Genomic DNA, 12,068 nt, shown 5'->3' with positions numbered 1-12,068 from the left:
CTGTTCTCGTCGGGAAAGCACCAGGTCGGCGGTTCTGCGGCAACGACGGGGAAGGCGCGCGGGCGGCCAGACCTTCCGACTTCGGTGAATTCTCGCCGCGCGGGCGCGCTCTCCCTGTTGAACCAAGATTGACGCGGCCCCGCCGGAGGCGCCCCCGGCGGGTCCGTGCCAATCTTGGTCTAACAGGGAGAAGCCCCTCCCTCTGCCAAACTACCGCTGACGAGGCCCCGTCCACCGAACCCCAGGCCGCCTGATCGGGCACCTCGGAGGGTCCCGCCCAACGCGCCCAACGGACAGACCCTCCGAGATGCCTGCGAGACTTCGCGCAGCAAGGCGTCCCGACTCATGTCAACGGCGATCCAGCAGAGGGAACCCTTGCCGATACGCTCACATGCAACAAGCGCTCGCAGTCCCAAACGTTTTGCATCCCAAGCACCCCGGCCAGCTTGTCCGCGACCTACCAGGCTCTTAGCGATCTGCCGCTCAGCAGCAAATCGAAAAGCGGCAAAAGCTTTACAACGGTCTTGTTCAAGAGTATTTTGGGTGAACCACGCCGAGCATCGTTGCGCACAGAGGCAGGCGACCCAATGCCGCCAAACCGCCCAGGAGGCCAGCATGACCGAACGGACAGCTCGCGAAATAGACTTCAGCGTCTTTCTCATCCACCGCGTTGCCGAAAGCTGGCAAAAAACTCCTTCGGAAACGTTTCGCCTGCTCGATGATGCGAATATCGTCTCCGAATACATCGTGCCGTTCTACGACGTGCTGCACACGTTAGGAGAAGAATACCTGGTTGCCGATATAACCAGCCTCGCCGAAAAGAGAGGTGTGGTCATATGAGGCTCAACTGAAAATTGCAAGAATGCACCAAGAGAACCGGCCTGCAAGTTTTTGAATGCAGGCCGGTTTCTTTGCGTGTAGTGCGTACGATGCGTGCGCTTACTTCGCGACGATGTTCACCAGGCGGCCGGGGACCACGACGACCTTCTTCACGTCCTTGCCGGCAAGTGCGGCCTCCACGGCGGCAAGGCCCGCAGCCCTCACGTCGTCCTCGGCGGCATCGGCGGCCACGGTGATGCGCGCCTTCACCTTGCCGTTCACCTGCACTGCCAGCTCCACCTCGTCGGCTTTGGCCTGCTCGGGGTCAAACTCGGGCCACGGCTGCACATGCACCGAATCCTCGTGGCCCAACACGCCCTGCCACAGCTCCTCGGCCCAGTGCGGCGCGATGGGCGCCAGCAGCTTCACGATGGTTTCGGCCAAATCGATGTCGAACGCCTGCGCGTGATCGCACGAGCGACGAGCGGCAAGCGGCACCGTGCGCAGGTATTCGCTTGTCGCGTTGCACAGCTCCATGATGGCGGCGATGGCCGTGTTGAAGTTGTTGCGGTCGAAGTCGTCAACCACCTTGCCCACCACGCGATGGCGCTCGCGCAGCGCCGCTTTCGACGCTTTGTGCGCCGCTTCCACGGAGGACTCGGCACCCGCGAACAGCGTGTCCTCGTCGGCTGCGCCCGCGAGGTCGCACACGATGCGCCACGCGCGGTTCATGAACTTATAGATGCCAGCCAGGCCACCCTCGTCCCACAGGAGATCCTTGTCGGGCGGGGCCATGAACAGGATGTAGGCGCGCACGGCGTCGGCGCCGTATTCGGCGATCATGTCCTCGGGCGCAATGACGTTGCCTTTCGACTTGCTCATCGTCTCGCCGTGCTCGTCTTTCACCATGCCCTGGCACAGCAGGTTCGCAAACGGCTCGTCCACGTCAAGCATCCCCATGTCGCGCAGCACCTTCGTGAAGAAGCGGCTGTACAACAGATGCAGGATGGCGTGCTCGATGCCACCGATGTACTGGTCAACCGGCATCCAGCGGTTCGCCTTCTCGGGCGCGAACGGCGCAGCGTCGTTATGCGGGTCGGTGTAGCGCAGGTAATACCAGCTGGAGCACGTGAACGTGTCCATGGTGTCCGTCTCGCGCCGCGCGGGGCCGCCGCATTGCGGGCACGTGCACTGCGCGAACGCCTTGTGCGTGGCAAGCGTCTCGCCCGCCGCGAGGTCGATGTCCTCCGGCAGCCGCACCGGCAGGTCCTCCTCCGGCACGGGCACCAGGCCGCATTCCGGGCAGTGGATGGCCGGGATGGGGTTGCCCCAGTAACGCTGGCGGCTGATGAGCCAATCGCGCAGACGGAACTCCACCTTCTTGCGGCCCTTGCCCGCAGCCTCCAAGTCGGCGATGATGGCGTCCACGGCCGGGCTGTGCTTGCCGCCCACAAGGCCGGTGTACTTGCCGGACTGCACCAGCACGCCTTCCGCATCGTAGGCGCGATCCCAGTCCACACTTGTCACGCGGCGCTCCTGCACGCCGTCAAGCTGCGGAAACAGCGGGTCGTCCTCACTCAAGATGATGGGGACGATGGGCAGGTCGTACTTGCGAGCGAACTCGAAGTCGCGCTGGTCGCCGCACGGCACGGCCATGACCGCGCCGGTGCCGTAGTCGCTCACGATGTAGTCGGCCACCCACACGGGCACCTTCTCGCCGTTCACGGGGTTGATCATGTAGCGCCCGGTGAACGCGCCGTGCTTCTCGCGGTCGCCCTGCGCACGCTCAACGGCGCTCACTTTGGCGGCCTGCTCCACCACCTCGCGCACGGCGGCCTCGTGCTCGGTGCCGGCCACCAGCTCCATGAGGCCCGGGTACTCCGGCGCCAGCAGGAAGAACGAGCAGCCGAAGAGGGTATCGGGGCGCGTGGTGAACACAGTAATGACTTGTTCCTCTGTCACAGGTTCGCCGGGAACGTCAGCGAGGGTTTCTGTGGTGCCGGAGATTGCGGGACTGGCGGAGGCGTGGCGTACTTCGGTACGCGAGCCTTCGTCAGCACCGCAAGATTCGGTGCCACAGGAAGCCGCAGCGTCGGCAGGTTCCGCTTGCTGACAAGCAAGCGGAACCAAGGTGAAGTCCACTTCCGCGCCCTCGCTGCGGCCGATCCAGTTCGCCTGCATCTGCTTGACGCGCTCGGGCCAGCCGTCCAGCTGGTCCAGGTCGTCCAACAGCTCTTGGGCGTAGTCGGTGATCTTGAAGTACCACTGCGTGAGGTCGCGCTTCTCCACCTCGCCGTGACAGCGCCAGCACTCGCCTTCGGTCACCTGCTCGTTCGCCAGCACGGTCTGGCAGTTCGGGCACCAGTTCACCGGACTGTTGCGGCGCTCAACCAGCCCGCGCTTCCAAAACTGCAGGAAGATCCACTGGCCCCAGCGGTAGTATTCGGGGTCGCACGCCACCACGGTGCGGTCCCAGTCGTAGGAAAAGCCCATGCGCTTGAAGCTGGCCTTCTGCGTGTCGATGTTGGCGTAGGTCCATTTCGCCGGGTGGCTGTTGTGCTTGATGGCCGCGTTCTCGGCGGGCAGGCCGAACGCGTCCCAGCCCATGGGGTGCAGCACGTCGAAGCCGCGCATCTTCGAATAGCGCGCGATGACGTCGCCGATGGTGTAGTTGCGCACGTGGCCCATGTGGATGTCGCCCGAGGGGTACGGGAACATCTCCAGCACGTAGCGCTTCGGCTTGGAGGCGTCCTCGGCCACCTTGTACAGGTCGGCGTCCGCCCACGCCTGTTGCCAGCGGGGCTCTATCTCGTGCGGATTGTACGGTTTCATGGTCATGGTCTGTCCTCGTCAGGTTGGCGCCCTCCCGCCCGCGTCCGCGCAGGGGGCACGATTCGCGAATGCTCCTATTATAGTGATTGCGCGCGCAAAGCGAAGCGTCAAAACGCGACCGCCCGCACAGCGATCGGGCAGCGCGAAGCGATGCGTCAAAGCTCCATCTCGCACACGCAGTTCACGCCCATGCGCTCGCAGAGGACGGCGAGCTTCCTGTCGGCGGTGAACAGGGTTGCCACGTTGCGCCGAGCAAGCGTGACGTAGAGCAGGTCGTACACCGGGTGGCCCTGCCGCGCCGCCTCGGCGAACGACTCCGCAGCGTTCTTTTCAAGGGGGACGAATTCGTCAACGAGGCCGAGCGCCTTTTCGATCAGGACTTCCGCTTCGTCAACGGACATCATCTTCGCCCGCACGTAACGCCAAAACGCATTGCGCACCTCAGCCCTGAACAAATCAGAGGCGATGGCGGGTTCCCCTTCCATCATGAGCATGCGATATGCGCTTCCGCGAACGGTCCCCCGCGCGATCTCAACCGCCGCGCTGCAATCGAGCACGATCATCGGATGTGCCTCAATTCGGGAACGATGCGGTCGTCATGCTCCTCGCGCATCTGACGCACGATCTCTGCCGGCTCGGGAAAATCATCGGGAATCTCGATCTTCGGCAACGCATCGATCTCCGCGAAGATCCGCTTCCGCCGCTCGATGCGTTGCTCACGCTCCTCCTCTTCGGCATATCGCCGCGCACCGTGCCCCTCGCAACCGGTTTGGTTGACAGGCAGCACCTTCCATCCGGTACGTCCTCCTAGCTGGCGATACGCGCGCAGGTACTCGCGCAGCACATGGACGGTTTGCTGGGAGATGCTGCGATCCTGAGCTGCCGCGCATTCGCGCAACTGGTCGTACAAGTCGCTCGGGAAATCCTTCACCTGCAACGCGGGCATGTCTTCCTCCTATTAGCATCCAAATTTCATGCTGATAGCATGATACCATACTCGCATGCCCGAAAGAAGTCACCTTTGCACGAACACCAGCGTGTCGGCGTTCGAGCGCTCCTCGTTGTACGCGTAGCCGCCCACGTCGAACGCGCGCAGGTCGTCGACGCGCTCGATACCGCGTTCGGCGCACCAGCGCACCATGGAGCCGCGCGCGGCTTTCGCGGCGGTGGCGCGCTGCACGAAACGACCGTGCCCGTCGATGCCGCCGAACAGGCAGGTGGCCACGCGAATGCCCGCGCGCTCGGCGTAGGGCACGACCGCCTTCGCGTACTCCACCGACGCCAGGTTCACGATGAGGTCCGTCTCCACCGCGAGCGCTCGCAGCAACGTGTCGCCCCAGAACCCGTACAGGTCGCGCGCGCCGCCCACCGCCAGCTTGGCCTGCATTTCAAGACGGTATGGCACCACGCCGTCGAAAGGCCGCAGCACGCCGTAGAAGCCCGACAGGATGCGCAGGCGCTCTTGCAGGTAATCCAGCTGATCGGCCGTCATCACGCCCGGTGCCAGGTGCCGGTACTGGATGCCCTCGTACGCAAGCGCCGCCGGCGTGAGCGCGGCCGCGTCGCCACGCACGTCCATCGTGCGGAAGCGCTCGAAGTTGAGCTCGGCCAGCGCGTCGCTGCACCGCCAGAGCGCCTTCGCCTCCTCGTAGGAGAGCGCCCGCACCGCGTCGGCGAGCGCCTCCGCCTGGTCAACGAATAGGGGCAGATCGCGCCACGCAAACGAGTCGTCCACCACGTTCATTTTCTTCGCCGGCGATATGATGATGCGCATGTTCTGCCTTTCCCCGAAAACCGTCCTGCAAGCGTAGCACATCACGCAAGAGCAAAGCGCTACAGACCAATCCCGTAGGTCATGCGCATCGCGTAAAAGACAAAGCGCATCACATCCCTCGATGCAGCCTAGCGTCGGGCAATCTATACGCACGGGCGCGCCCCGTCCCCTCGGAAACGATAAGGCCCTTGGCTACCATGCCCGAAAGAACCTCTCGTGTCCGCGACAGCCCGAGGCCAAGCGAGGCCGCCACCTCCCCCGTCCTTGCCGGACCCCCGCTCAGAAGAAGCTCGACAACAGCCTGTTCTTTTTCGCGCGTTATCCTGCCGGTTTTTGCCGCCGGTTTTTGCCGCCGGTTTTCAAGCGGCAGAACTAAAACCGTGCGATCGGGATCGAACGATTCTGTAATAACAGGCTGTGACAAACCGCACGCCCTCCATCCATCGACGATCTTCGGAAGACCGCTGCCCGCACGCTCCCCTATCTCGACAAGGGAGAACATCTTCGCCATCGTCGCGTTGCGCGGATCGGAGACGCCCCTTGCAAGAGCTTTGTCCACATCAACTCGGAACCCACCGGGGTTCGCAAGCTCGATGTATTCCGGCGTTTTCAAGACGACCAATCCGCGCCAACCGCAGCAATCTGCACTCATAAGGCAGTTCGCAAGCGCCTCGCACTGCTCCGCCTCGCGCTACCCTTCGGCAGGATCGCAACGGCGCAGGGTCCGTAGACGCTGCTCCAAATAGGCAAGATGGGCGCGCTCCTCTTCCGTCCATTCTCCGAAAAGGATGCGTTTAAGGGCTTCGCTTGCCTGCCCCTCGTCGCTGGCGCTGCTGAACAGGCACCGCTCGCTGCGGGAATACAGGCTCACGCCGTCGAACAGACCCGAGCCCTCAAGCGTTTTCAAGTTCCCGACAATACCCTCCACAATGGCGAGGTGATGCGCGGGATCCACCGCACGCGGCTCGGTGCCCGCAAGGCGCATCTGCTCGTAGCGCAGCTGACAGCTCACCAGCGAGATTTCCGGCTTCACCGCCATGAGCGCGAGCGACACCGCATAGCCGCGCTCGCGCAAGAGCGCCGCCGTTTTAAGCGGCACTTCGGACGTGCGCAGCGTCCCCTCGACGATGAGGTTGTACCCCATGATGGAAAGCGTCTCGATAACGGCTTCGACCATACGCCCCGCCCACGCAGCGGTATGAGCCGGAGAGTCAACGCCATAGCGATCGCCGATCTGCCGGAAACGGGGATGAAACGCACGACACTCGTCTCCATTAACAACGATCGCATTACCCTCGTGCGCAAGGGAGAAAATGTTATGAAGAGTTGTTTTGCCTGCTCCGCTTTGCCCTCCAAGCAAAACCGCGTGAGGCGTGCTTAAAGGCACAAGTCGCTCGCTTACAGTAAGCACGCTCACAAGCTTTTGGAGTTCTACGCGGAACTCCTCATCGGAAAAGTCTTCCACATTCGACATATCATGCAGCCCTCGCTTCGCGGTTCTCCGCAAGATGCCTCAAGCACTCAATCTGCCCCCTGATTTCCGAAAGCCTCGTTTTGTTCAAATGCCCTTCGGTGATGATGAGCGGCTTGACAAGCGCAAGCTGCCTGAGCACGTCCTCGTATATCGCCGTAGAAACCGCATCCCCTCTCTTCTGAGCGGTGGCGAGCAAACGCGACACCTCGCCCATCACCTGAGCCGCCTGCTCATTGAGCACTTCCTGCTGCAGCGTGATCTCGTACACCTCGTTGATGTCCATGATGTCCCCATCCTCGTCGAAGGAAACCAGCGCGTACACGATTTTCGCGGTCTTCTCGCGCTGACCGGCGGAAAGCAGTTCGCCGTCGCGCTCGAGGCAGCCCTTCATGAAGGCGGGGTCGTCTGCCGCGCGTATGAGGTTCGCGTTCGCCTTGCTGGGTTTCTGCCCGTTCTCGTAGCGCACCACGCTCGCCTCGCCAAGCCCTAGCAAGCGGGCGAACCCCTGCTGCGTCAGCCCGTACTTCTCCCGAATGCGCTTCACGTCCTGCGCGGTGATTTCCCTTGACATAAGCACCTCGTATCTATCGTTTGATTGTTAATATTCTATCAAACGATCTTTTCAGTTCAAGAGGCGGCTCTGTTTCCAGTCGACGTTTTTCAACCCAGTTTCGGCTTCTCCTTCAAACCTGCGTCCCTTCGCACTCCGCCACCTGATCCAGCAGATCCTGCCTACTATGGATATCCATCTTCTGATACACCCGTTTCAGGTGGGTTTTCACCGTGTGCTCGGAGATCACGTGCGCCTCGGCGATGCGGCGCGCGCTGCGCCCGCCGCAGTATTCGCTTGCGATCTGTGCCTCCCGCTCCGACAGTCCGAACCTCTCCCGCAGCACCCGCATCCTGCCCTCTATCTGCGTTGGATCGGGCAGGGCGTCGATCGACGCGCACGACGGTTCTTCTTCCGCATCCGCGCGCAACGCCCCTTCCGACCTTCGACGCGCATAGCGCTCGTAGCTGAGAGCGAACACGGCCATCATGAAGGCCACCAGCCAGAAAGCCACCGACAAAACGGCAACGTCCCCTTCGCCCTTCACGCCCGAAAGCAGATGGGACAGCACCCTTCCCGTCAAAAGCGATAGACGCGACGCGCCGATAACCAAGCCCAGAAGATAGATTCCGGGAAGCTTTCGCATGTGCGCCTCAGGCACGATCATCAACCATACAAGAACACCGAAACACATGTCGAAAGCGGTCATGGCGGCGCCACACAGGTAGGCGTCCGCACCGTCGAAGCTCCGCCATAGCAAAAGCGTGGCGAACGTCGCCGCAGCCACGGGAACAATGTAGTCGATGTTGAACCTCGGTCGCGCGACAGCGGCGACAACGGCTATGAGCAATGCGGCGGCAAGATTGAAGCAACCCGACTCGAGCGTTTGAGCGTACAGCCGACCTGAGGCGACGTCATGCTGCAGCACGAGCCCGAACGCGCACCCCAGCGCGCACACGCCAACCGTCGCCCTGCCGATGCGCGACGCCATCTCGCCGATCGTCGTGTCCGGCTCTTCCTGGCTTCGCATCTGGGACGCGATGTAGCCGTTGTTCGCCAGGCACGCCAAAGCGCACAGCAACGACAACGCGAGCAGGATGGGGAAAACGGTCGTCCCGCTCCCCGGCGCCACCACGTTCGTCATCATCTGCAACAGCATGGAAAGCGCGTATCCCGCCACCATGACAAACACCGAGCAGCGGTTCTCATAGCTAGTCAGAACTTCAATCCACACCAGCATGAACAATGCCGAGAACGCGCCTCCCGCAGCTTGGCCGACAAAACCCAGCGCAGCTCCGCCCATTCCCCCAAGAAAGCCGCTCGACGACAGGCAGTACACCGCGCCAACGCCCAATCCGCATGCAAGCAACGGTTTGGCGGAGAGCAAGAACCCTCCGTAAGACAGAGCCGCCGCCAGCAAAAACGTCGCTCCTTCGAAAACGAGGAACGCCCAAACGTGCGCGTCCCCGCTGTACGGGCTCATGCCCGAGGCCAGATCGCGAGCGCCGTGCCAACAGCCGAAGCCGATCGCCGCAAGGACGATGAGCGCCCTGGTCTTGTTGACGCGCGACCGCAGGGCGGAAAAGGGCGCTCCGCCAAGACGCGAACCCAGCAAGCCCACCGCACCTCCTTTGGAAAAACACCTTGTCCCTGCGCGCCCTATCCCCCCGCGCGCATTGGAAACTGCGACCTGCGGCGAGACTACCACAATTCGGCGGACACGAAACAGGCTTCGAACCTGATTTACCGCGTTTCGTGGGACAGCGGACCAAGCCGCAAGCTCCTATAGTTCTCTCAACCGGCAAAGCCGCCGGGCCAGGCTTTGCGGGAAAAAGCGGGGAACGCCCACCGCAAAGCCCGGAACATGCATGAGCCGTACAGAGGAGACCAGCATGAAAACCATCACACGCCGCCATTTCGTTGTAGGAGCCGCGGCCCTTGGCAGCGCCCTTGCGCTGGGAGGATGCGGCGCCAAGCCGACCGGAAGCGAGGCGCCGTCGAGCGAACAAGGGGAATCCGCCGACATAGTCGTCATCGGGGCCGGGCTGGCCGGAATATCCGCCGCGCGAGCCGCTGCGGAGCAAGGGGCCCGCGTGACCCTCGTGGAGGCGTCCGCGTCCGTCGGACCCCTGATATCCAGCTCCCCCGGGAACCTCACCATTGTCCAAGTGCCCGAAAACGAGGAGTTCTGGCAGTTCGAGTCGGAAAAAGCCGACAGCGTCGCCGATTTCCTTGAACGATGGAGGCAGCTGACCGAGATCGGCAAGCGGGACGTCGATTATCCGGACTACGAGCGTGTGAAAGACATCATGCTCCAGACGCCGGAATCCATCGCATGGCTTGAAAGCGCCGGACTCGACTTCATGCAGTCCGGGGCAAAGGAACGCGACGGCATGGACTTCGTCAAGCCGGACGTCGGAGATTCCGCCTCCACGGGAGGCCTCCTCATCTCCGACGCTTTTGCGGCGGAGTTCGAATCCCTTGGCGTGAACGTGATGTTCAACACAACCGCCACCCAGCTTATATGCGACAACGGCATCGTGAAGGGCGTGCGCGTATCGCAAGGGACGAAGAGCAGGGACATAGCAGCCGGTGCCGTGGTCATCGCGACGGGCGGTTTCGGAGCAAGCGACGAGTGGCGCGCCAAACTTATCCCCGAAGTCGACGAAGCCGGATGCCAGTACATAGGAGGGCCGCTCAACAAAGGCGACGGCATGGACATGGCGCTCGCATGCGGAGCCGCTCTGTACGAGGATGGCTGGATCATCCCCTTCTACATCATGCCGTCGAAAACGCTCGTGGAAACCGAGGCGAGTTTCGCGGACCTGAACATGTACGGCACGGAGGGGGCGGATCCCGGAAAGCGCCTCATGGTGAACGCCCAGGGACGGCGGTTCGTGAACGAAGCCGCAGGATCGACGGAGCTTGCGACGACCATGGTCGATTCTCAAAACGGAGCGTGCTACGTTCTGTTCGACGCAAGCGACCAAGGCATCGCGGACATCTTGGAGAAAGGGCTGGCCACGCAGGACCTCTTCAAGGCGGGCACCATCGAGGAGCTTGCTGCAGAGTCCCAGGCGTCCGAGCTTCCCGCCGCATTCTCCGCATATCAAAGCTTGTGCGCCGCCGGCGTGGACGACGAATTCTCCAAAGCCCCCGAAAGCCTTGTTCCTTATAAAGAGGAAGGGCCCTACTACCTTGTTCGCTACGTTCCCACGTACGTGGCAACCATGGGAGGCGTGAAAACGAACGAGCAATGCCAGGCCTTGGACGAAAGCGGCTCGCCCATCGAAGGGCTCTACGTTGTCGGCGAGGCAACTCATCGCTTCATGTACAACCGCAGTTTCGTGCCGTGCGCTTCCAACAGCAGCGCCATCGTCATGGGCCGCATGACGGGCGAAGCTTTGGGGGCGAAGCTCAGCGCCTGAGTTTTCCAGGCGAACGCCACGGGCAACGGGGCCATGCGGCGCCGGCGGGCGAGCGACCCCGTTGCCGGGCGAGCCAGCTACGGCTCGCGGAAGCATATCGACGCGAGGCCAGGCACGCGCAACGCCTTACTCCACGCGACTGGCAGCGCCTATGCGCACGATTTTGAAAACTCGGCATCTTCAGGGTCGATCGGCCACCGGCTGATCATCGGCCTGTTTGCCGCCTGTCGACTTGCTTGCCGCCCGTCGGCCTGCTTGCCGTCCGTCAGTTCTCCACCCAATCCCGCCGCATCGCCTCCCACTTGGCGTCGCGGCCGGCTTCTACGGCGGCCACCTCTTCGTCGGTAAGCGCGCGGAAGCGGCCTTGGCGGCGCAGGTACGCCTCCACGCTGGAGAATTCGCGCGGGTTGCGGTTGAGCTTGAAGCGGCCGCCGGTTCGGCCGCACACCTGCTCGCCCTCGTATTCGGCCAGGTACCACAGGCCCGTGTCCACGATGTCCTTGGCGATGTCCACCGTCTCGTCCACACCGCAGCCCCAGCCCGTTGGGCACGGGGCAATCACATGAATGTAGCGCGTGCCGCGGATGTCGCGGGCGCGCTCCACCTTGCGGATGAAATCGGGCAGGTAGCCCACGCTCGCCGTGGCGGCATAAGGGATGCCGTGCGCGGCCACGATCTCAAACAGGTTCTTCTTCTGCGTGAGGCAGCCGTGGGCATTGGCGCCGGCGGGCGTGGTGGTGGTCTTGGCGCCGAACGGGGTGAGCGAACTTTTCTGGATGCCCGTGTTCATGTACGCCTCATTATCGTAGCAGATGTAGAGCACATCGTCGTTGCGGTCGATGGCGCCGGAGAGCGCCTGCAGCCCGATGTCAGCCGTGCCGCCGTCGCCGGCAAAGCCCACCACGGTGCAGTCGTCGGGCTTCTTGCCCTGTGCGCGCAAGCCGGCCTCAATACCGGTGAGCACGGCGGCCGTGGCGGCGAAGGGCGTGATCATCGCGTTGTTGGCGAAGGCGAGCTGCGGGAAGTTGAACCCGACGGCGCTCATGCAGCCCGCCGGCAGCGCGGCCACGGCGTTGGGACCCAGCACCTTGAGCGCCGCACGCACGGCAAGCGACCCGCCGCAACCAGCGCACGCCTTGTGTCCGAAGAAGAACTCATCATCGGAGATGGTTTGAGCGTTGAGAGCCATGG

At 62.9% G+C, this 12,068-nt stretch carries 11 protein-coding genes; 2 read left to right on the top strand and 9 right to left on the bottom strand.

Annotated features, from left to right (window positions below):
- Positions 1–615: 615 nt before the first annotated feature.
- On the top strand, positions 616–840 hold the full coding sequence (locus tag ACWKY3_RS03510) for a DUF3791 domain-containing protein (protein ID WP_449315031.1): 225 nt from the start codon (positions 616–618) through the stop codon (positions 838–840).
- Between the two features lie 99 nt (positions 841–939).
- Here ACWKY3_RS03510 and leuS read toward each other — a convergent pair whose 3' ends face one another.
- The 8 genes from leuS to ACWKY3_RS03470 all read right to left on the bottom strand — a co-directional run bounded on the left by leuS (position 940) and on the right by ACWKY3_RS03470 (position 9,070).
- Positions 940–3,651, bottom strand: coding sequence for a leucine--tRNA ligase (leuS, locus tag ACWKY3_RS03505; RefSeq protein ID WP_449315032.1), 2,712 nt, complete (start codon positions 3,649–3,651; stop codon positions 940–942).
- A 155-nt stretch (positions 3,652–3,806) separates the two neighbouring features.
- Complete coding sequence (locus tag ACWKY3_RS03500) at positions 3,807–4,214, bottom strand: type II toxin-antitoxin system VapC family toxin (RefSeq protein ID WP_449315030.1); 408 nt, start codon at positions 4,212–4,214, stop codon at positions 3,807–3,809.
- A complete protein-coding gene (locus ACWKY3_RS03495) occupies positions 4,211–4,597 on the bottom strand; it encodes a ribbon-helix-helix domain-containing protein (protein WP_449315029.1) in 387 nt (128 codons plus the stop codon). Before ACWKY3_RS03495 ends, ACWKY3_RS03500 begins: the two co-directional genes overlap by 4 nt.
- Positions 4,598–4,666: 69 nt before the next feature.
- Entirely contained in the window at positions 4,667–5,425 is a 759-nt protein-coding gene (yaaA, locus tag ACWKY3_RS03490; protein ID WP_449315028.1) for a peroxide stress protein YaaA, read from the bottom strand.
- Positions 5,426–5,534: 109 nt separating this feature from the next.
- Entirely contained in the window at positions 5,535–6,077 is a 543-nt protein-coding gene (locus tag ACWKY3_RS03485) for an ATP-binding protein (protein WP_449315027.1), read from the bottom strand.
- A 39-nt stretch (positions 6,078–6,116) separates the two neighbouring features.
- A complete protein-coding gene (locus ACWKY3_RS03480) occupies positions 6,117–6,899 on the bottom strand; it encodes a zeta toxin family protein (protein ID WP_449315026.1) in 783 nt (260 codons plus the stop codon).
- A 1-nt stretch (position 6,900) separates the two neighbouring features.
- Positions 6,901–7,470 carry a helix-turn-helix domain-containing protein gene (locus ACWKY3_RS03475; protein ID WP_449315025.1) on the bottom strand — a complete coding sequence of 190 codons (570 nt, stop codon included), beginning with the start codon at positions 7,468–7,470 and terminating at the stop codon, positions 6,901–6,903.
- Positions 7,471–7,582: 112 nt separating this feature from the next.
- Entirely contained in the window at positions 7,583–9,070 is a 1,488-nt protein-coding gene (locus ACWKY3_RS03470) for a helix-turn-helix transcriptional regulator (protein WP_449315024.1), read from the bottom strand.
- Between the two features lie 271 nt (positions 9,071–9,341).
- Here ACWKY3_RS03470 and ACWKY3_RS03465 point away from each other — a divergent pair, with 271 nt between their 5' ends.
- Positions 9,342–10,877 (top strand): FAD-dependent oxidoreductase, encoded by a 1,536-nt coding sequence (locus ACWKY3_RS03465; RefSeq protein WP_449315023.1) that lies wholly within the window; start codon positions 9,342–9,344, stop codon positions 10,875–10,877.
- Between the two features lie 265 nt (positions 10,878–11,142).
- Here the strand turns inward: ACWKY3_RS03465 and ACWKY3_RS03460 are convergent, their stop codons facing one another.
- Positions 11,143–12,066, bottom strand: a complete 924-nt coding sequence (locus ACWKY3_RS03460) for a thiamine pyrophosphate-dependent enzyme (RefSeq protein WP_449315022.1) — start codon at positions 12,064–12,066, stop codon at positions 11,143–11,145.
- Between the last annotated feature and the right edge of the window lie 2 nt (positions 12,067–12,068).

This window comes from Rubneribacter sp., assembly GCF_965361815.1.
The sequence above is the reverse complement of the archived record's forward strand: the minus strand, read 5'-3'. Positions and strand labels throughout refer to the sequence as shown.